Source organism: Methanococcoides orientis, from assembly GCF_021184045.1.
Classification (GTDB): domain Archaea; phylum Halobacteriota; class Methanosarcinia; order Methanosarcinales; family Methanosarcinaceae; genus Methanococcoides; species Methanococcoides orientis.
In genome coordinates, this window is record NZ_CP073710.1 from 980,194 (window position 1) to 1,001,724 (window position 21,531).

Here is a 21,531-nt window from a genome sequence, read left to right on the forward strand (position 1 = left end):
CCTCCAAATCTACAACACACTATACCATTTCACTCTTCAAAACACTCTTGTGTATCATGACACCGTATCCTATGTACGCTTAAACATTTACCAAGTAAGAGGAAATATTCACACAACCTCCAAACATCCAAACCCCATGGCATTCTTCTCCCCTAACCCTGCATCATATGCAAACCTTACAATCTCAGGACTAGCCTCAAGTTCCAGAGTCATCAAACTACATCTCCTGAAACTATTGCCTATCGAAACGCGTTTTGGCTTGAAGTTCTTCACTTCCAGCACTTCAAAATGATCATGCTCAACCTTGTGACCGTAGTATTCCTCGTACCTTGACGTAAGGTTCGTATGGACATTTTCATAAAACTTCGAGTCCTTTGGATACAAATCAATTTCAACAAGTTTTCCGTCCTTCTTCCTCATCGTTTTTGCATATACAGGAGAGAGGGTTGTAAACTTGCAGGACTCAGACATCTCCAGCTGAGGTATTATTTCTATACGCTCAATTATGAAATTTGCTTTTTTGACTCTTCCAAGGAAGAACTCTGGCTCGAGAAGCAAACCTTCCGTGAAGCTGCGAATGAACTCCGAGTCTGGTGAGGATATGAAAAAGTGTGCTTTATTGAAATCCAAACCATGTTTGTTCGGAATCCTATCCTCGATTATGAGATTCGAAAATGTATAGAACTTGAAACCCTGGTGACTATGTGTCTTGTCTGCTAAAGTGATATTTGCACTGGCAAGCCGTGCGTAGAGCATTGATGCTAAACCATACTGATAATCGTAATGAATATGATTGTTCGTTGTTTTTTGTATGGTTACCTTGCATCGCATGGTATATGAAACAACTTAATATAATTTATATGTTTTGAAAATATTCGAGCGAAATCATCTCATAAATATAATCTGTTTTTACCAATTATATTGAGATTATGTTTGTTCAATCCCCGTAATGTTTGAGTATGACATTATACTTAAAGGTATTATATGTAATCTATATAGGTATACTTGTCCCTCTTTGGTCTGATTTTAACGCTTGACGAAACTCTCCTGAACGCTTTCACCTATCTTGATTTCAATCCCACAATGATCTGATTTTAACGCACCGCCCTTATGGACACGTAATAAAGCTAACAAATTTCAATCCCACAATGGTCTGATTTTAACCAGTAATATTAATGTCATGCCCTCGCTTGCAACATGTTTTATTTCAATCCCACAATGGTCTGATTTTAACTGAATACACTCCAAGAACGAGATTAATATCAATTGAATTTCAATCCCACAATGGTCTGATTTTAACTCGTTTCCAACTTGCAGACGGAACAAATCTTGACCAAATTTCAATCCCACAATGGTCTGATTTTAACTATTCTTGTCTTCCTCGCTTCCCTCTTCACTTCCGCATTTCAATCCCACAATGGTCTGATTTTAACGAACAAAAGCACGTTTTGTAGATTGGTAGATAAGGCATTTCAATCCCACAATGGTCTGATTTTAACATTTTATTGATAGTTAACATTAATTCGTTTCCTCCATTTCAATCCCACAATGGTCTGATTTTAACACCAAACGCAAAAACGACAGATGGAGTTTCAGCAGAATTTCAATCCCACAATGGTCTGATTTTAACATTATAGCCCCCCACAACTGCCGCGCTGGTTACTGCATTTCAATCCCACAATGGTCTGATTTTAACCCTGTACAAAACTGTACAAAGTTAGTATGAAACTTAATTTCAATCCCACAATGGTCTGATTTTAACCCGAATCTCAATATTAGGTGTAAGCTCGTTATCATATTTCAATCCCACAATGGTCTGATTTTAACAAAGATAAAGCCGATTCTATGAACGCTTTTAGAAATATTTCAATCCCACAATGGTCTGATTTTAACTATTAATTTTGATTTCACAGCAAATGTTCATTATACATTTCAATCCCACAATGGTCTGATTTTAACACGAATCGATAAACATCCTCAGTTGAAATATCATATCATTTCAATCCCACAATGGTCTGATTTTAACCTTTGATCCTGATGATACCCTGAAAACCTTTACATTAATTTCAATCCCACAATGGTCTGATTTTAACGAGGAATTAATTCCTCTTAAATATTACATTCATCAATATTTCAATCCCACAATGGTCTGATTTTAACCCAAAACGGATCTTCCGGTTCAAATCTATCAACTATATTTCAATCCCACAATGGTCTGATTTTAACAAAAATCCTTGTTTCTCATTAATATTTGATACAATATTTCAATCCCACAATGGTCTGATTTTAACCGTCTTTAATGAAGTCACCCTGCTTGTTCTTGGCAGATTTCAATCCCACAATGGTCTGATTTTAACTCAAATGCCGAAGCTGTCCCGGTGCAAATTAACAATATTTCAATCCCACAATGGTCTGATTTTAACCATTGCGGCAGTGACGAATAAACCGTTCTATTTCAAATTTCAATCCCACAATGGTCTGATTTTAACAAAATTGTCACCAACCACAGAAACCTGCTGAATGGTATTTCAATCCCACAATGGTCTGATTTTAACGTTCATGTTTGCCGTACGATCCGGCAGGATACTTCATTTCAATCCCACAATGGTCTGATTTTAACGATGTCAGTGATTGTCGTCTGTGGTTCCTCGACTACTGATTTCAATCCCACAATGGTCTGATTTTAACATTAATATTTGTTGGTTTGGGCGGGAATGTATTGCATACAGATTTCAATCCCACAATGGTCTGATTTTAACGGGCTAATTATATCGCTATTGAAGAAACTATATTATATTTCAATCCCACAATGGTCTGATTTTAACCAAGCTCATTTGGCCATATTTTACCCAACAAATTTGATCTATTGAAAAGCATCTATGCATTTATAGATGGCTTTTTTCACAACTAAAGTTCTATTTTCTATTATAAAAAAACGTTCATCGGAAGCAAAAATTAAAACTTGTTTTCGGGGATTCCTTATTTTGCGTCTCCTATATAAGCATCCACGAAAAGGATTAAATGATTGAGTCTATTTCAGCTGGTCTGGACCCTAATTCATCTAACATGAGATACTTTTTATCTCTGACATGGTAGATGAAAACACTATCTTCCTCTTCATTGATTATCTTCTTTAATTGGGACTATACTCTCAGATACTCGGCTTTTGTGAGTTCTCCTTCAAGTACACTATTTTGCACCCAGTTGAGATATTGTTTTAAGAAAACACGCACTTTGTTTAAGCGTTCTACGCCAACATCATAGACAACAATCACATACATCTTACCACCACATCACAAGTGGTTTGTATGCTTCATCATCAAGTACGTGTTTTGATAGCTTGTAAAGCTCCAGCCGAATCAGTCGTTTATATGAAACATTTCGCTTCAAACCTTTATGTTTGATAGTAGTAGACAACTTAGCATTATATTCTTGCAAAAAGACTTTTTTACCTTTTTCACTCAATAGCATATCCCCGATCTCCCCCATGAAGCAACTATCATCTAGCATATTCTTGTTTACAAGTTTGAGTATGATTCTATCTATTATGATAGGTTTGAAAATCTCACTTACATCAAGAGCAAGAGAAAAACGACGTTCAAAGGGTTCGTGAAGGTATGATATAGTTGGATTTAATTGGGTGTTATAGATCTCAGAGAGCACTGTAGTGTACATCAAAGAATTGCCGAAACTTATGAGTGTATTCATTTTATTACTTGGGGGGCGTCTGGTCCTTGTTATAATCCGATAATCCTCAGGAAATATTTCATCCAATGCACTATAGTATATGTTTCGTATGCGTCCCTCGACATTCATCATACTCGATATCGAGTCTGCATTAGGTAGGCGAGTAAACTCCGATTCTATTGAATTTATATGTTCATCCAGACTATCCTGAAGACCATCTTTGCTCCTTGAGTAGTACCTCAAATTTTTGAGAATATTACCACAGGCTCCCTCGATGAATTTCCCTGCCAAAAACATTCTTTTTTCAGTATCGAGGTAATGAGATGCTTGTTTAATGACGAGATCTCCACTGATTAGCGTCTCTCGCGGGTACATACTGCCTTCGTAGAAACCATAATAATTAAAAAAGTGTATGGGGATGCCATTCTTTGCAAGGTATGAGACTACTCCTGATGATAAAGACAATCTGCCGTATGCATAAATCGAATATATCTTATTTATAGGTAAGACCCGCTTTTCATCCTTGTTCACAAAATAGACCGTGTTTTCTTTTCGCTTTAAGGTACCATCCTGCAAGATGTAATAATCTGTTCGCATTCAAATTCCCCCATAATCAAATCTTGTAGCTAAAAAGTTATCTTAATCGTCATCGACTTCACCACAAAAACAGAACTCAAAATACGCACATTTCGAACAGATACGTAGGCGTTTAGGATGTGGCATCCTTCCTGTAACGATTTCTTCAATGTGTTCAATATCATTTTCTATTTTCTTTTCATCATCTTCTGTCAGTACAATTTCCTTGGTCTGGTTCAGCAGAGGGTAGTTCATAACACCCTGAGCATCAATTCCCCTCTGCTTAAGATAATAAATGTAGTAGAGCATTTGGCGTAAATGGGCATCTTCCATTTTTTTAGTTTTTTTGATATCGTGCAATTCTATGATGTCATTTCGCTTTTTCACAAAATCAATACTTATCGTATTGTCGATAGTAATATCTTTTTTATTTTTGCTATAGCGATCTTCATGGAGTAATTTTCCGATATTGACATTCTCGTCCTCACGTTCAAGAACAATGTTGTGGGAAAAAAGCCAGAGCTTGGTATGACAGATGTGGTAATAGTTAATCTTGACACCTGTTATTTTTACGTAGGGTGTTAATGCAGTTGGTATGTCTTTAGATGTTGACAGACAATTTGAACCCATCAATATATAATTATATAAAACAATATTTAAATTATTTGCAAAGTTTTACCTAAAGATAGTACTGTTTGGATTAAATACGTATGGTCAAATATCTTAAAGAAGTAGAATCATTAACATTCTGATTTTTTTAGAGAATTTTATATATTATTGTATTTTTTAAAAAATATATTTAAAAAAAACAACTTCATAAAAATTTAACGTACAAAAAAGTCCAATTTTTTTATTTCTTATATATCCCAAAAGAAAAGTGCGGGGGGAGGGATTCGAACCCTCGAAATCCTTCGATACCAGATCTTAAGTCTGGCGCCTTTGACCTAGCTGGGCGACCCCCGCATGAGAATTAGAACGGCTGCCTTATGCTCTTGGTCACCCCATAATTAAAGTTAAGTTACTTAAGCCTTATTCTAATGAAGCATGAAGATAACATTTCTTGGAACAGGTGTGGCGATACCACAGAAAGACAGGGTTCAATCAGGACTACTTATGGAGATCAGTGAGAAGAAAGTCCTTTTCGACTGTGGAGGAGGTGTGCTGAACCGGATATTCGAGAGCGGGAACTTGCATACGGACATCGATACCATTGTGCTTTCACATCTGCACCTGGACCATGTGGCTGATGTTATGTGCCTTCTCAAGGCAAACTGGCTGTGTGATAAGTTCGATTCCACCATTTATGGTCCGGCAGGTACGCGGGAGTGGCTTAACAGGGTCATGGACATCTATCCATACATGAAGGAAAAGGTCAGCGTCGATGTCGTGGAGGTTGCGCCGGGCGAGGAGTTCAAGCTCTTCGATGGATGCGATGTGAAATGTGCCAGCGGGATACACAGTGTGCCATCACTAGCGTATCAGGTACGGCATGATGGGCAGACAGTAGTCTACTCAGGGGATACCGAGCCGTGTGAAGACATCATGGAACTGGCGCAGGGCTGTGATATGCTTATCCACGAGTGCTCTTTCCCGCTGAACTTTGAGATGACGAATCACACCACACCTGACATGCTGAGACCTTACCTTAAAGATACAGGCATCAGGGGAGTTTATCTTACACACCTTTATCCCCACATGCAAGGGCATGAAGAAGAAGCTCTTGAATACCTGAAAAAAGAGTTTGAGGGGGAGGTTCACATACCCTTCGACCTCATGGTTGTTGAGATCTGATCGACTCCGATCGGGAGGCGATCGATCTATTAAAGCTGGTCGAACCTATTGAGCTCAGTCCTCAAGGAAGACCACGCTTACATTATCTTCATCCAGCTCGATCAAAGCAGCATATCCCTGTGCTGCCATGCCGGGATTTACAAGGAAAGTATCGCCTGATCTGGCGAATCCTCTTGCTTCATGGATATGCGCACAGATCACGAGCTTTGCACGGTTAAAGAACTTAGCCACGGCTGTGCTTCCCACATTCTCGCCTCCGACTTCATCCAGCAAGCCCCTGGGAGGAGTGTGGGAGAGGAGCACGACAGTGCCTTCAGCAGCTTCGAAAAGTGGCTCAAGGGTCTTTTCGATCTCATCCTCCTCAAGCTCGAAGGGTGTATTGAACGGGGTTGGGCAGGAACCTCCCATTCCTATGAACGTAAAGTCATCTATCTTCTTCACAGCATTATGCAGGTTTACCGCATCCGATGAATCGATCGCGTCCATGACATCCTTCGGGTCACAGTTTCCGGGAACTGCAAGGACAGGTACATCGAACATCGAAAGCAATTTCTCAGCTCCACTGCCAGGACCGAACTGGGTCAGATCGCCGCTTATCACTGCCAGATCGACATCACCTGCTTTCTCCAGCAGGCCATCGATATGGGAAGGATCACCATGTACATCCGCAAGGGCAAGTATTCTCATTTTTCACACCTCGAAAAAGAACGTTAGAATTTCCTGTCACCACCGAGGATGCCACCGAGTGCCGTTTCACCAATTCCCGATATGCCGCCTCGCTCTCCCCTGTTGGATTCCCCTGGACCGATGGCCGCAGCGATCCTGTCAGCAAGACGGGAGAACGGCAGGCTCTGGAGATACACTTTACCCGGTCCCTTGACCGTTGCCAGTACCATACCTTCGCCTCCGAAAAGTGCATTTTTGAAACCGCCTACGAACTGGATGTCGTAATCAATACTCTCAGAAAATGCCACCAGGCATCCTGTGTCAACCCTAAGGGTCTCTCCCGGTGCAAGCTCCTTTTTCACAATTGTACCGCCTGCATGGACGAATGCAAGGCCGTCACCGTGAAGCCTCTGGAGAATGAAACCTTCCCCACCGAAAAGACCGGCCCCTATCCTCTTGGAAAAAGCGATCGTAATGTCGATACCATCAGCAGCACAAAGGAATGAGTCCTTCTGACAGAGGAAGCTACCACCCTCCTCTGTGAGGTCTATAGGCACGATCTTACCAGGATACGGAGCACCGAAAGCAACACTGCCCTTTCCATTGCCGGTCTGGGTGAATGAAGTGATAAAGAAGCTCTCACCGGAGAATGCTCTTTTAAGTCCTTTCAGGAGCCCGCCGCCTGTAGAGGTTTCCATCTTAATGCCATCCCCCATGAACATCATGGCTCCGGCCTCTGCCCTTACTGTTTCTCCTTTATCAAGGCCGATCTCCACCAGCTGCATCTCATTACCATGAATCTTATAATCGATCTCATCTGCCATTATTAGTACTCCTCTACGGGACAGCAATTTTACTTTGGAACGTCCCCTCTGCAGGAATATTGCATTTAAAGACAAATAAACATATTGTAGGCAGATACAAAGATCAATCTTTGCCGGGATAGTGGAACCATCAGCATCAGACGCATTCCAACAAACAAGATAATCAGCATCAGAAGACTTCAAATTGAACTGTAGCTTAAGCAACCGATATATAGGTACCAGACATAGTGTTATTTAGAGAACCAGGAGGTTATCAAATTATGAACACACAAAAGATATTATCCATATTCATGATCTTTGCAGTACTTACAGGCACCATGCTGGCATTGGGCTGTACTGAAGCTGACAATGAGAACGACGTCATTGAGACCGAACACGACGAAGAAACCATCATAGCCCTTGATGAGATCATCGACATCGAATGGCAATGGTCAGGACTGATCGAGACACTTCCTGCAAGCCAATCCGTTGTTCCTGATCCGGAAAACTACACAATTACCTTCAGTGAGGATGGAACATACTCCATTAAAGCAGACTGCAACCGTGGCAGTGGAAGCTACACACTGGAAGACAACAAGATGACCATAGCACCGGGACCAATAACACTTGCTTACTGCGGCCCGGACTCACTCGACAGCCAGTACCTTTCCTTGCTGGGCAATGTGACAGCTGTCTCAATGGACGACGAGCAGCTTGTTCTCGAGATCGGTGAGAACGGTGACATGATGCTCTTCACAAAAGAAGAAATTGTCGAACAATAAGATCACCATTTAACAACTTTTCTTTTTTCGGGAAGGAAGAGCCTCCGGGACCTTTCATCCCACCAAATTTATTTTATACTTAATTGCTCTTTCTCGTTTTAAGATATCCTATGGATAGGGAAGAACACAAACTGACACTTGGGTGGAGAGAGTGGGTCACATTGCCGGAACTTGGCCTTCCTGCGATCAAAGCAAAAGTGGATACAGGTGCAAAGACATCTGCAATACATGCATTCAATGTGGAGCATTACATCGAGAACGGCATTGAAATGGTCCGGTTCATGGTCCACCCCATACAAAATAACAAGGAACTGCAGGTAGAGTGTACAGCACCCTTGAAAGACCGCAGACAGGTGACAGATTCCGGCGGACACAGGGAAATGAGGTATGTCATCGAAACCGACATCATTATTGCATCCATTCGTTATCCGATAGAAATTACACTTACAGACCGCGATACCATGCGTTTCAGGATGCTTCTGGGACGTCGTGCAATAGAGAATCGAGCATTTGTGGACCCTGCTGCATCCTACATGCATGGGAAGCTCGATGCACACAAGATATACAAATTAAAGACAGAGGTTGACAAATGAAGATCGCCTTATTATCAAGAAACCGTAAGCTTTACTCATCCTGCCGCTTGATCGAAGCAGCCGAAGAAAGAGGACACGAAGTTCAGGTAATAGATGTGTTAAGGGCTTATATGAACATCACATCCCACAAGCCAACCATTCACTACAAGGGTGAAGAGCTTGATGGATTTGATGCAGTTATCCCTCGCATAGGCGCATCCGTTACTTTCTATGGTACTGCAGTTCTCCGACAATTCGAAATGATGGGAGTTTACCCGTTGAACGAATCAGTTGCTATCACCCGATCCCGCGATAAGCTCCGCTCCTTGCAGCTGCTTTCCCGCAAAGGAATAGGGCTGCCTGTAACAGGTTATGCCAGCAAGCCTGATGACATTAAAGACATGATCAAGATGGTAGGAGGTGCACCTCTTGTCGTCAAACTGCTGGAAGGTACACAGGGAATTGGTGTGGTACTGGCAGAGACTCAAAAGGCTGCTGAAAGTGTAATCGAAGGTTTCATGGGCGTAAAGGCAAACATCCTTGTCCAGGAATACATAAAAGAAGCAAGCGGAGCTGACATTCGCTGTTTCGTAATCGGTGGAAAAGTCGTTGCAGCCATGAAAAGGCAGGCACCATCAGGAGAGTTCAGGTCGAACATACACCGGGGAGGAACTGCGGAGATCATCAGGATCACACCGGAAGAGCGCTCTACCGCAGTACGTGCTGCAAAGATCATGGGGCTCAATGTTGCAGGTGTTGATCTTTTACGATCCAATCACGGACCTCTGGTAATGGAGGTAAATTCAAGCCCGGGTCTGGAAGGCATAGAAAAAGCAACTGGCAAGGATATTGCAGGTATGATCATAGACTATGTTGAGAAGAACTCTAAAACCGGCAAGACCAGAACACGTGGTAAAGGTTAATCTATGCAGGAACCGATAACAATTGCAGGTATAACAATTCAGCCGGGAACAAGGACATCCATTGAATTACCAATCCCCAGCTTTTATACACATACCTCAGCGTCAATGCCGATCCATGTTGTACATGGAAATAAACCGGGACCTTGTCTGTTGATCTGTGCTGCTATCCACGGAGATGAGATCAATGGTGTTGAGATCATACGCCGTATCCTCACACACAAAACGCTCAACAAAATAAAAGGTACACTTATTGCAATTCCAATTGTAAATGTGTTCGGCTTTGTTTCCCAGTCCCGCTATTTGCCTGACAGACGTGATCTGAACCGATCATTCCCCGGTTCAAGATCCGGTTCAATGGCATCCCGTCTGGCAAATATGCTTATGACAGAGATAATCGACCATTGTACCCATGTTATAGATCTTCATACAGGAGCCATTGCTCGGGAAAATCTACCACAGATCCGTGCCTGTTTGAGAGGGGAACCAGAAACCGAAGCTATTGCACGTGCTTTTGGTGTACCTGTAATTATTAATTCTGAACTACGCGATGGATCGTTGCGAGAAGCAGCTCGTGAACATAATAATATACCGGTCCTTTTGTATGAAGCAGGCGAAGCACTCCGATTTGACGAAGTCTCTATTAGAGCAGGAGTAAGAGGAATCCTCGGAGTCATGTCTTATTTGGGAATGAGACCAAAAAGCAGGAAGAAGAAAGAGTATGAGACTCTTATTTCCAGATCTACCCAATGGGTCAGAGCTCCGGAAAGTGGAATACTACGTTCAGTTATTCCTCTGGGAACTCTGGTTAAAAAAGGCGATATATTAGCCTACATAAATGACCCATTAGGGGAGATCGAAACGAACGTAACAAGCACAGTATCAGGGATCGTCATCGGAAAAACGAACCTCCCACTTGCACATGAAGGTGAAGCTATTTTCCATATCGCAAAATTTGTGAAGGAAGAAGAAATCTCAAATTACATCGAAACATATCACGATGAACTTGACCCTCTAACTGATGAAGTAAAAAGTGAGCAAGTGCCTCTGGTGTAAATTTCTGGATTGTAATGGCAGTAATAATGAACAGAACTATAGCTCAAAAACTCCAGAAAGCACAATTATACATCAGAACAAGATTGAAGATATCCAATCATACAGAAATTGTTTTATTTCGTGCCCGCATATTATGATTAACACTGTTTCATACACGGAGTGAATCACTTAATCATGAATGATATCATTATCTGGTTACTTATTGTTCTTTGTCTGAGCCAATCAGCTCTGTTTTCGGGATTGACCATCGGTCTTTTTGGAGTAAGCCGCCTCAGGCTTGAGATCGAGGCCGAAGCTCACAACATACATGCAATAAAGGTCCTGAAGCTGAGGAAGGACCCGCACTTGCTGCTTTCCACCCTTTTGTGGGGTAATGTGGGTGTCAACGTACTGCTCACCCTCTTAACGGACTCAGTAATGATAGGTAGCTCTGCTTTCATCTTCTCCACTGTGTTTATCACCTGTTTCGGAGAGATCCTTCCACAGGCATATTTCACAAGAAATGCCCTGAAGATGGGAGCTTCACTGACACCCCTTGTCAGGTTCTACATAATGCTGTTGTATCCTGTCACAAAACCTTCCGCAATGGTGCTTGACAGATGGCTTGGTACGGAGAAACTTGAGTTCTTCAAGGAAACATCCCTGAGGATAATGCTGCAGAAGCACATCAGGGAGGATACCAGTGACATCGACAGGCTGGAAGGAGTTGGTGCCCTCAATTTCCTCTCACTGGATGACCTCAGCATAAAGCAGGAAGGTTCCATTATAGACCAGAATTCCATAATTGAGATAGAATCATATAACAATCGACCGATCTTCCCCGAGATAGGGACCCCGGAGTTTGAGGAACTGCTACAGAAGATAGCCAAACCTGCCAAGAAGTGGATAATCGCTGTCGATGAAAACGATTATCCTGTCGTGGCCATCGATTCCACGTCGTTCATAAGGGATGCGATCTACAAAAGGCCATTCTACCCACTAAGATATTGCCATGTCCCTATAATCGTAAAAAGCCCTAAGGAAAAAATAGGGGATGTCATCCATAAGCTGAAGGTATATCCTGTCGATTCAGAGGATGATGTCATCGATAACGACCTCATACTTTACTGGAACGACGAGGATCCAGAAAAGATCGTCATAACAGGTTCTGACATCCTTGGTCGCCTGTTCAGGGGTATCGTGAACAGGATGCGATAAAGACCTTCATTTTTTGTTTTTATATTTGTCGTTATTTTTTATAATTATGAGGATTCAACAAAATGAAATCTTTGAATAGGCATTATTTCAACTGAAGACGTTGATTAAAGCAGATATCTTTTTATCCTATATTCCTTATTAAGAATCATTCCGGATTACACATTAACTAAATAAAAAAAGTATTGTGTTATCTAAGGGTGCATTTAATCTAATAAAACATGGTTATCACCAAAAAACAAGACAGGATACTAAAATATGCGAGATTTTGTGATAATTGCCCATAAAGCCTTGACAACAGGCGACTTTTCCCTCAATGACATGCCCGGAGCAGCCGGCCGCATGGATATCCTTTGCAGATGCATAAACTCATCATTGTTCTTATCCCACGATCTGAGAAGGGACGTTCAGGTTCATCTGGTATTACTTGGAGAACCGGAGCCTGAAAAGATAGTCCGTTTTGACGGAGAGCACATAAGATACCTGAACCCGGATGAGAGAAGTGCAGGTTCACTTATAAAGAAAGCACTCCAGAAAACAGCAGGCGAATGGGAAACACGCTCCACACCCGGAGTGTTCATTAAAAATGGTGGTCTTGACACCCTCCTGGCCGAATTCAGAGAAGCAGGAAGAAAGTTTATCTACCTGCATGAAGATGGCGAAGATATACGCGAAGTTTCCGACCTTACAGATGATGCTGTGTTCATTCTTGGTGACCATGTTGGTGTCACTGAAGAGGAAGAACAAATGATAAATGAGCAGGGAGCACAGACCATCTCCCTTGGCCCAATACCACTACACGCAGACCATTGCATAATACTGATCAACAATGAGATAGACAGGACAATGGCAGAGAAGGTCCAGTAATTTAAGGAACAGGAAGAAGGAAGTGACCAGGTGAACATACTCGATACTGCAAAGAAGATCATCCAGGAAGGACCCATTTGTGACCACTGTATGGGAAGACAGTTCGCAAAGCTCTCCACCGGATTGACCAATGATCAAAGAGGACGTGCCGTTAAGCTCGCACTCGCTATGGAAGGCGACCGCATTAGCAAGGATGAGGGTGACAAAGAGATACTGGAAGAGTTAAGCAGCTCAAGTATCAACGCCCGTAAATCATTGAGGAAAGAAGGCGAAGATGAAAAATGCTGGGTATGCCTGGGACTTTTCGAGAAACTTGATGATTGGGCCGAGAGGGCTGAGATCGCACTCAAGGATTACGAATATTCTACGTTCCTTGTCGGAACAAAGATGAGCGGACTCCTGAGCGAGAACGAGGAGATACTCTGGACAGAGTCCGAAGCCACCCACGCGGAGCAGTTCAAGTCCGAACTTAACCGAGAAGTAGGAAAGCTCATTGCAAAAAGGACAAATAAAGAAGTTGAGCTTGATACTCCCGATATACTGGTGACACTTGATCTTGCTAACGAAGAGGTCATTCTTCAGGTGCGCTCGGTCTATATCCTTGGAAGGTACAGGAAACTTGTGCGAACCATACCGCAGACACGCTGGCCATGTCGGTCATGCAAGGGCAGAGGATGCGAGGCATGCAACTTCACCGGAAAGCAATATCCAGAATCAGTTGATGAACTTACCAAGGACCCTGTTATCGAAGCACTGCGCTGCACTGATACGAAGTTCCATGGTGCAGGTCGTGAGGACATCGATGCCCTGATGCTCGGTACCGGAAGACCTTTCGTAGTAGAGGCTGTTGAACCACTGCTTCGTACATGCGATCTTAAGAAAGTTGAGAAAGAGATCAATGAACGAGCCGCCGGCAAGATCGAAGTAATTGGTCTTACTTTTACACCAAAGGCCACTGTCGAGGCTCTCAAGAGCTCAAAGGCGGATAAAGTTTATAACCTTAAAGTTACATTCAAAGAGCAAATTCCAGAGGAGAAACTCAGATCGGCCATCAATGAACTCATTGGTGCACAGATCGGCCAGAGAACACCACAGCGTGTATCTCACAGAAGGGCTGATCTGGTACGTAAGCGAACCGTCCATGACATGAAGCTTAACGAACTGACCGAGGACTATGCAATGATCGAAGTTCATTGCGAGGGCGGCCTCTATGTCAAGGAACTGATATCCAGCGACGAAGGAAGAACAGTGCCAAGCCTTACAGGGCTCATCGGCACACAGGCTACCGTTGCCGAGCTGGACGTCATCGGAGTCGACATATAAGTCGGCTAACCATCAAATTTATCAAACATAGGTCTTATCCACGACCTGAACAACGGAGGAAAATAATGCCAACATCACACGGTGAAAGAAGCTGTACTAGGTACAAATTGAAGAAGACTGTTAGAGAAAGGGGACTCTCTCCTGTAAGCAAGGCAATCCAGGAATTCGATGACGGACAGATGGTCCACATCGATATCGATCCAAGCGTACAGAAGGGAATGCCAAACGCAAAGTTCCAGGGAAAGACTGGTAAGGTACTTGGACAGCGCGGAAGAGCTTACCTTTTACAGGTCAGGGACGGAAACTCTATGAAAGAGGTCATTTCCCTTCCACAGCACCTGAAACCACAGAAATACAACTAAGTTCATGTTCCAGACTAGCAATAGTCTGGACACTGACACATTCAGGTGTCGATAGATATATCTATAAAAACACCTATCTGAAAGATTACGTCCGCTACAACTGTGTGGCTCTCAAAACGGTAAACTATACTTAATTTCAAAGAGTGTATTTTAATGATCGTCAAACAAGTTCAGAGTGAAGAGTTATTGACTGTTCCCGAAGTCAAGGAAATACTTAGCGAGATAATGGAAGAACGCACAGAACGCGGCGAAGAATTGGGATATGAGCTGCGCAAGGCTATCAACCATGCAGACATGTTCGCAAAGATCAGTGCCGAAAAGTCCAGAGAACTTGTGAGCAAACTTCTTGAACTGGAGAAGATGAAACCTGAGATCGCAGTACATATTGCTGATATCATACCTCAGAGCAGGGATGAGCTCAGGGCACTTTATGCAAAAGAGAGATTCACTTTGACCGAAGAAGAACTGGATACGATACTGAATCTGGTACTCGAGTCAATGGAATAATTTATATCTCATACTTTACTTTTTTTGATGGAGACAGTAAGTTTCATCACCGATGCACAACATACTGGAGGATACTATGAGAAAGAGGGGAACACCACCTGAGAAAGAGGATTACGCATGGGTCCTTGATTACCTACCTTATGGCAGTACAACAGACAAGCGTCCGGCATACCAGAAGAAACCTCTGGTTCAGGCAGTTGGTGATAAACACTTTGTACTTATGGAGCTTGTTCCAAAAGAAGGAGCAAATCCACAGATACAGTCCCGCGTCTATATTGGTGACGGGGATAGAGATGAGATCGATCATGTAAAACACAGGATCCACTATCAGGAACTTAGCCATGGTGCACAGCTTGAAGTTCCTCATGTACTTGAGGAATGCGTCAGGCATCAGGAAGAGAAGTTCGTCAAGTTCTTCAACGAGGCACATCCCATAACAACAAGGCTGCATATGCTGGAGCTCCTACCTGGTATCGGCAAGAAGCTCATGTGGGCTATCATTGATGAGCGCAAGAAGGGCGAGTTCAAGAGCCTGAAGGACCTGCATGACCGTGTTGGCGGAGTACATACCCCTGAAAAGGTCATTGTAAACCGTATTCTTGAAGAGCTTAAAGATGATAATATCAAATACAGGCTCTTTACAGTACCAATGCATCGTCCAAAAAATGATTAAAGACAGGTGTCATTGCCTTGGTAAGAAAAATTCTACAGAAATATGGCATCCAGGGCGGATGCCATGACCAACATTTTTTGATCGACGAACGAATTCTTGATTCTATTGCCGAAGAGGCAAACCTCTGCGAAGATGACGTTGTGCTTGAGATCGGAGGCGGCATCGGCAATCTTACAGAAAGGCTTTTGGAAAAAGCAGGAAAGGTCATAGTCATAGAACTTGACCCCAGACTTGTAGAGGTCCTTAATGATCGTTTTTCCGATAATGACAAACTGGAGATCATCCCAGGCGATGTCCTGAAAACCGATCTTCCCAAATTCAATAAAGTTGTGGCAAACCTGCCATATTCGATATCCTCTCCAATCACATTCAAGCTCTTTGAGCATGAATTTGAACTGGGCGTACTGATGTACCAGTATGAGTTCGCACAGCGTATGGTTGCAGAAGCCAATACCGAGGACTACAGCAGGCTCTCAGTTAACACACACTATTTTGCTGATACATCCATCATCATGAAGATCCCCCCTTCAGCATTCTCACCACCTCCGGAAGTGTGGTCTGCCGTTGTGAAAGTTGTTCCTCGCCCATCACCATTCCAGGTTGATGAACCCGAATTTTTCCTGAACCTTGTTACCGCCGGGTTCCTTCAAAGGCGTAAAAAGCTCCGGAACGCAATTATCAAAGGTAATCATTTGTTAAAGGTCCCAAACATCAAACAGATCGTTGATGAACTTCCAGAAGAGCAGATGAACAAGCGTGCTGAGAACCTTGAACCCCATGAACTTGCAGACATTGCCAATCACATCTGCAAAATGAAGAACGCGATGTAAAGACCATGGTAACGATCACCTACAGGAATGCGAACATAAATCTTGATGAGCAGGTCTACGACCCCGCTGAAGATTCCTATTTGCTTGCTGACGTTGCCATTGATAATGCAAAAGAAGGCATGAAAGTACTGGAGGTCGGTGCAGGTACCGGCTTTGTTTCAGCAGTCCTTCAGGAGAACGTCGATGTTGATCTTATTGCTACCGAGATCAGCCCGATTGCTGCCACCTGTGCAAGGGCGAGCGGTGTAGAGGTTATCAGGGCAAATATGTTCAATTGTTTTAAGCCCGGAAATATATTCGACCTCGTCCTTTTCAATCCACCCTACCTCCCCACATCAGAAGATGAGAAAGTTCCAGGATGGCTTAATTATGCTTTCGATGGCGGGCCTGATGGCAGGGATGCAGTAAATCGTTTCATTGATGAAGTTCCGGGATATCTCACCCGGAATGGAATTGTGCTTATTCTCATATCTTCACTTACAGGCATAGAGCAGGTAAAGGAACGCATGGTAGCATGTGGATTTGAAGTCGAGACCTGTGGCAGTGATAACTGCTTCTTTGAGGAACTGATAGTGGTTAAAGGCACTTTTCCGGACTCAGAAATTGATCTGCCAAAACTGTAAGTTAAATAATAGGTTTTGCACATATTGCACACAACTCTTATATACGATTCCAAACCATTTCTATTAGGGACAAGATCCCTGATTCATTTTATGATATAGCCTTCATGCAAAGAAGAGTCTGAGATTTGGAGTTAAAGGAGTGATAAAAGATGCAATACAGCATGGGTATTGACGCAGGCGGTACTTACACCGATGCGGTAATAATACGGGATTCGGATGGCGAGATCGTTGATTCTACAAAAGCAAGAACAACTTATCCAGACCTGTTGATAGGCATTCAGAACGCTCTTGACGGATTAGATCAGAGTTACCTCAAAGACATAAAGCTGGTTTCCGTATCTACAACACTGTCCACTAATACAATTCTTGAAGGTACCGGATATCCCGTTGCACTTATCATGGCAGGAGATTATGTAATACCGGAAACTCATTCCATAAATAACTATATTGTTGTTGATGGTGGCCATGGTCCCAGCGGAGAAGAAATAAGAAAACTTGACATGGAAACTGTCAGGGAATTTATTCTCCGGAACAAAGATATAGTTTCAGCCTTTGCAATTTCATCTTACTTCAGCATACGTAATCCTGAACATGAGCTTCAGATAAAAGAACTGATCAAAGAACTGACAGGGCTGCCAAGCGTTTGCGGACATGAGCTTTCCCAGGACCTTGGTGCATACAACCGTGGTATCACAGCATACCTTAACGCACAACTGATCCCAATAACTGATCATTTCATAGAGACCATCATAAATGAAATGGACAGAAGGAACATAAAAGCACGACTTCTTATGCTCAAATGTGACGGTTCCGTGGTCGGTATCGATGAAGCAAAAGAAAAACCTATTGAATCAATTTTCTCAGGTCCCGCAGCAAGCCTTGTCGGAGCGGCATACCTTAGCAAAGCAAAGACCTGCACCGTCATTGATGTCGGAGGTACAAGTACAGATGTATCCATGATAGAAAATGAACTGCCGGAACTCTGTGATGAAGGGGCAGTGGTCGGTGGCTGGCAGACAAAGGTCAAGGCCATTCGCATGGAAACCTCTGCAATGGGTGGAGATAGCCACATCTGGATCAAGAACCAGAAACCTAACATTGGCCCAAGAAGGGTAATACCACTATGTGTTGCTGCAACAAAGTATCCATCGCTGATAGAAAGGCTTAAAACGGCAAGAGTGCCCTCAAGAATGCTACTGAGCGATAATATACAGCCCACCAAATTCTTTATTCGATCAGGAAAGGAACCTACATCGGAATTTTCCCCATCAGAAAAGGAGATCTATGACAGGATTGGAGATGAACCGGTCTCTATAAGTGGTATTTTCCTGGATAAACTTCCTTCACCGGTCTTTCTTGACCTTCTCATTCAGAAAAGGCTCATACAAGCTATCGGATTCACTCCAACCGATGCACTACATGTGCTCGGGGACTACAATGAATGGAATGCTGAAGCCTCGAACATTGCCGCCACAATACTCGGACGCATGACGCACCAGAGCAAGGGTGAATTCTGCCAGCAGGTCAAAAATGAAGTAGCCAAGAATATGGCTATTTACCTTATGTCCTATCTTCTGAAAGATGTACATCCCGAGGAGATTAGAAAAGTTATTGAAGGTGATCATCACACCAAGTTCAAACTTGACGTCCCTGTAGTACTCCTGGGCGGACCTGTAAGGGCTTATGTGGAAGATGTCAGAAAGCTGATAGACGCAGATGTTATACTTCCCGAGCATTCCGAAGTTGGAAATGCAGCAGGAGCACTTGTAGGAAAAGGCATCAAAAGGATCGAGATACTTATCAAGAATGTAAGAAAGAAATCGAAGATAAGTAATATCGTGTTCGTGCAAGGCCAGCGTGAGATCTTTCAGACGCATCCGGAAGCTCTCAAATATGCAGATAAGATTGGAAGAGAACTTGTCCTGGGCTACATGAAGGAAGCAGGACTGGATGCAGAGGATGTACGTATAGAAGTAACAAGGAACGACATCACAATGCATGGCGACAGCCTGCCACTGGAAACAAAACTTGTTTTCGTAGGTATCGGTACACCGAAAAGAGAGATATGAAAATCAACAGGAATGGAAAAGTATCCACATATTTCCCGGACATCCTGTAACAAGCTGAAAGAAAGGACCTTAAGCAAGTTCGAGTAACACCGAACTTCTTAAAGTCCATAACAAAATCCGAATGTTCATATAGTAGTAATTAATCAGCTACTTAGCTGACTAACGATTCTAATATTGATTAACACGTGGAAGCTAAGCTTTATGTGGTACTGGCAAGCAGACCACATTAAAAAACACAAAATAAATTCACAATAAAGGAATAAGATCATGAAATATAGTCTTGGTATTGATGCAGGAGGAACTTACACCGACGCCGTTCTCATCAGCGACGCGGACGGAAAGATCATTGATTCTACAAAAGCAAGGACTACCTATCCTGACCTTTTGCCAGGCATACAGAACGCTTTTGACGGACTTGACCAATCCATTCTAAAACAGGTCAAACTTGTATCAGTATCCACTACCCTGGCAACCAACACAATTCTGGAAAAGACCGGCTATCCCGTGGGACTTATCCTCGTAGGAAAAACAGACACCCCAAAGAATTCGGCAATTAAGTACTATATCTCTGTAAATGGAGGACACAGTTCCGGCGGCAATGAGGTCGAACCGTTAGACCTTGATTCGGTCGAAGAGTTCGTCGAGGCTGTAAAGAACAAAGTATCAGCATTTGCCGTTTCATCTTATTTCAGTGTGAGAAATCCCGAACACGAACTTAAGGTAAAAGAAATTATCACAGAGCTTACCGGAATGCCTGTGATCTGCGGACACGAGCTATCCCAGTCACTGGGTGCATATGACAGAGGAATAACAGCATTCCTGAACGCCCAGTTGCTTCCAATTGCCAACCAGTTCATGAAAACAGTCGCTTCTGAGGTTGAGCGCCGTGGAATAAATGCAAAACTCATGATGTTGAAATGTGATGGCTCCATCGTAGGAATGAATGAAGCCCTCAAGCACCCTATAGAATCAATATTTACAGGACCTGCCGCCAGTCTTGTGGGTGCAGCTTACCTGTCAAAGGAACCAAGCTGCGTGGTGATCGATGTAGGCGGTACGAGTACCGATGTTTCCCTGACGGTCAACGGATTGCCACAGATATCTGATACTGGTGCCATTGTAGGCGGATGGCAGACCAAAGTAGAAGCCATTAAGATGGAAACCTCTGCAATGGGAGGAGACAGTCATGTCTGGGTCATGAACCATGTGCTCAGCATAGGACCAAGAAGGGTGGTTCCACTGTGTGTTGCAGCTACAAAATATCCAAGGATCATCAAGAAGCTGAAACAGGGACAATCAATTTCAAGACTAAAACTTGGTGAGAACGTCCAGCCAACGAAGTTCTTTGTCAGGACAGAGCAAAAACCTATAGAACTGACCAAAAGGGAAGAGGAACTTCTGAACAGGATAGGGGATGAACCACTTGCTGTCAGTGAAATATACCTGGAAAGAAGAATACTGCCTTCTCCAATGCTTCTTGACAGCCTGATACAGAAAAGACTTATACAGACCATCGGATTCACACCTACCGATGCATTGCATGTACTTGGAGATTACAACGAATGGAATACCGAAGCATCGATCCTCGGTGCAGAACAAATGTGTATCTTTGCAGATATGGAAGTAAAGGAGCTCTGTCTTGAGATCAAAAAGAAAGTTGCAAAGAACATGGCATTGAATCTCCTTTCCTACCTGATGGAAACCGTGGATGCAAAAGAGATAGAAAAAGGTCTTGACGGGGATTTCTTCGCCGGATTCAAAGCCGATGTCCCGGTAGTACTTCTCGGTGGACCTGTGCGTGCATATACCGAAGAAATAAAGAAGTTCGTGGATGCAAAGATACTGCTACCTGAACACGCGGAAGTAGGAAATGCAGTTGGAGCTCTTGCAGGAAAAGGTGTGAAAAGAATAGAGATCCTTATCAGGGTCACCTTCGGCGAATCCAAATACAATCTCAAGCCAACCTCCATATCCGTATTCTCCCCTCTTGGAAAGGATGAGATGAGCAACTACGATGAAGCAGTGGTCTATGCAGAAGAACTTGGCAACAAGCTGGTAATGGATTACATGCAGGATGCAGAACTTGAAGATGGCAACATCAACATCGAAGTTACCAAAAAGGTGATCAATCCTTTAAATACAGGAGTACCACTGGAGACGAAATATGCTTTCCTGGGTATTGCTGAATTGAAGAAGTAAGTTATACCCTTAAATATCAACATCCCGTATT

20 protein-coding genes, 1 tRNA gene, 1 pseudogene and 1 CRISPR repeat array are annotated in these 21,531 nt (G+C 43.0%); of the genes and pseudogenes, 15 read left to right on the forward strand and 7 right to left on the reverse strand.

Features of this window, described 5'->3' with window-relative positions; translation table 11 throughout:
- Positions 1-108: 108 nt before the first annotated feature.
- The 5 genes and pseudogenes from cas6 to J7W08_RS04890 all read right to left on the reverse strand — a co-directional run bounded on the left by cas6 (position 109) and on the right by J7W08_RS04890 (position 5,226).
- Positions 109-831 (reverse strand): CRISPR-associated endoribonuclease Cas6, encoded by a 723-nt coding sequence (cas6, locus tag J7W08_RS04870; RefSeq protein WP_233085512.1) that lies wholly within the window; start codon positions 829-831, stop codon positions 109-111.
- A gap of 238 nt (positions 832-1,069) precedes the next feature.
- Positions 1,070-2,825: direct repeats of the CRISPR family, unit length 30 nt; unit sequence ATTTCAATCCCACAATGGTCTGATTTTAAC.
- A 192-nt stretch (positions 2,826-3,017) separates the two neighbouring features.
- Positions 3,018-3,281 (reverse strand): annotated as a pseudogene (cas2, locus tag J7W08_RS04875) (CRISPR-associated endonuclease Cas2).
- 1 nt (position 3,282) lies between these two features.
- A complete protein-coding gene (cas1b, locus tag J7W08_RS04880; protein ID WP_233085513.1) occupies positions 3,283-4,284 on the reverse strand; it encodes a type I-B CRISPR-associated endonuclease Cas1b in 1,002 nt (333 codons plus the stop codon).
- Positions 4,285-4,326: 42 nt separating this feature from the next.
- Positions 4,327-4,893 (reverse strand): CRISPR-associated protein Cas4, encoded by a 567-nt coding sequence (gene cas4, locus J7W08_RS04885; RefSeq protein WP_233085514.1) that lies wholly within the window; start codon positions 4,891-4,893, stop codon positions 4,327-4,329.
- Positions 4,894-5,141: 248 nt separating this feature from the next.
- Positions 5,142-5,226, reverse strand: a tRNA-Leu gene (locus tag J7W08_RS04890).
- An 81-nt stretch (positions 5,227-5,307) separates the two neighbouring features.
- Between J7W08_RS04890 and J7W08_RS04895 the strand changes: the two genes are divergently transcribed.
- Positions 5,308-6,054, forward strand: coding sequence for an MBL fold metallo-hydrolase (locus tag J7W08_RS04895; RefSeq protein WP_233085515.1), 747 nt, complete (start codon positions 5,308-5,310; stop codon positions 6,052-6,054).
- A gap of 54 nt (positions 6,055-6,108) precedes the next feature.
- Here J7W08_RS04895 and J7W08_RS04900 read toward each other — a convergent pair whose 3' ends face one another.
- Both J7W08_RS04900 and J7W08_RS04905 read right to left on the reverse strand, forming a co-directional pair.
- Complete coding sequence (locus tag J7W08_RS04900; RefSeq protein ID WP_233085516.1) at positions 6,109-6,741, reverse strand: metallophosphoesterase; 633 nt, start codon at positions 6,739-6,741, stop codon at positions 6,109-6,111.
- 23 nt (positions 6,742-6,764) lie between these two features.
- Positions 6,765-7,544, reverse strand: coding sequence for a TIGR00266 family protein (locus J7W08_RS04905; RefSeq protein ID WP_233085517.1), 780 nt, complete (start codon positions 7,542-7,544; stop codon positions 6,765-6,767).
- A gap of 260 nt (positions 7,545-7,804) precedes the next feature.
- On the opposite strand from J7W08_RS04905, the gene J7W08_RS04910 reads away from it, so the two are divergent.
- The 14 genes from J7W08_RS04910 to J7W08_RS04975 all read left to right on the forward strand — a co-directional run bounded on the left by J7W08_RS04910 (position 7,805) and on the right by J7W08_RS04975 (position 21,500).
- A complete protein-coding gene (locus tag J7W08_RS04910; RefSeq protein WP_233085518.1) occupies positions 7,805-8,305 on the forward strand; it encodes an META domain-containing protein in 501 nt (166 codons plus the stop codon).
- A gap of 110 nt (positions 8,306-8,415) precedes the next feature.
- Positions 8,416-8,898, forward strand: a complete 483-nt coding sequence (locus J7W08_RS04915) for an ATP-dependent zinc protease family protein (RefSeq protein ID WP_233085519.1) — start codon at positions 8,416-8,418, stop codon at positions 8,896-8,898.
- The gene (gene rimK / locus J7W08_RS04920; RefSeq protein WP_233085520.1) at positions 8,895-9,800 is read left to right on the forward strand and encodes a 30S ribosomal protein S6--L-glutamate ligase; all 906 of its coding nucleotides are present in this window, start codon (positions 8,895-8,897) and stop codon (positions 9,798-9,800) included. Before J7W08_RS04915 ends, rimK begins: the two co-directional genes overlap by 4 nt.
- Positions 9,801-9,803: 3 nt before the next feature.
- The gene (locus J7W08_RS04925) at positions 9,804-10,853 is read left to right on the forward strand and encodes a succinylglutamate desuccinylase/aspartoacylase family protein (RefSeq protein ID WP_233085521.1); all 1,050 of its coding nucleotides are present in this window, start codon (positions 9,804-9,806) and stop codon (positions 10,851-10,853) included.
- Positions 10,854-11,027: 174 nt separating this feature from the next.
- Complete coding sequence (locus tag J7W08_RS04930) at positions 11,028-12,050, forward strand: CNNM domain-containing protein (RefSeq protein WP_233085522.1); 1,023 nt, start codon at positions 11,028-11,030, stop codon at positions 12,048-12,050.
- 255 nt (positions 12,051-12,305) lie between these two features.
- Positions 12,306-12,914: a tRNA (pseudouridine(54)-N(1))-methyltransferase TrmY gene (gene trmY / locus J7W08_RS04935; protein ID WP_233085523.1), complete on the forward strand. Its 609-nt coding sequence runs from the start codon at positions 12,306-12,308 to the stop codon at positions 12,912-12,914.
- Positions 12,915-12,944: 30 nt separating this feature from the next.
- Positions 12,945-14,237: a tRNA pseudouridine(54/55) synthase Pus10 gene (locus tag J7W08_RS04940; RefSeq protein WP_233085524.1), complete on the forward strand. Its 1,293-nt coding sequence runs from the start codon at positions 12,945-12,947 to the stop codon at positions 14,235-14,237.
- 65 nt (positions 14,238-14,302) lie between these two features.
- On the forward strand, positions 14,303-14,599 hold the full coding sequence (locus J7W08_RS04945) for a 50S ribosomal protein L21e (protein ID WP_233085525.1): 297 nt from the start codon (positions 14,303-14,305) through the stop codon (positions 14,597-14,599).
- A 153-nt stretch (positions 14,600-14,752) separates the two neighbouring features.
- Entirely contained in the window at positions 14,753-15,106 is a 354-nt protein-coding gene (locus J7W08_RS04950; RefSeq protein ID WP_233085526.1) for an RNA polymerase Rpb4 family protein, read from the forward strand.
- A gap of 76 nt (positions 15,107-15,182) precedes the next feature.
- On the forward strand, positions 15,183-15,779 hold the full coding sequence (locus tag J7W08_RS04955) for a DUF655 domain-containing protein (RefSeq protein ID WP_048193115.1): 597 nt from the start codon (positions 15,183-15,185) through the stop codon (positions 15,777-15,779).
- Between the two features lie 17 nt (positions 15,780-15,796).
- On the forward strand, positions 15,797-16,609 hold the full coding sequence (gene rsmA, locus J7W08_RS04960) for a 16S rRNA (adenine(1518)-N(6)/adenine(1519)-N(6))-dimethyltransferase RsmA (protein WP_233085527.1): 813 nt from the start codon (positions 15,797-15,799) through the stop codon (positions 16,607-16,609).
- A gap of 5 nt (positions 16,610-16,614) precedes the next feature.
- The gene (locus tag J7W08_RS04965; protein ID WP_233085528.1) at positions 16,615-17,232 is read left to right on the forward strand and encodes a HemK2/MTQ2 family protein methyltransferase; all 618 of its coding nucleotides are present in this window, start codon (positions 16,615-16,617) and stop codon (positions 17,230-17,232) included.
- Between the two features lie 149 nt (positions 17,233-17,381).
- A complete protein-coding gene (locus J7W08_RS04970; RefSeq protein WP_233085529.1) occupies positions 17,382-19,301 on the forward strand; it encodes a hydantoinase/oxoprolinase N-terminal domain-containing protein in 1,920 nt (639 codons plus the stop codon).
- Between the two features lie 267 nt (positions 19,302-19,568).
- Positions 19,569-21,500, forward strand: coding sequence for a hydantoinase/oxoprolinase N-terminal domain-containing protein (locus tag J7W08_RS04975; RefSeq protein WP_233085530.1), 1,932 nt, complete (start codon positions 19,569-19,571; stop codon positions 21,498-21,500).
- The last annotated feature ends 31 nt before the right edge of the window (positions 21,501-21,531 follow it).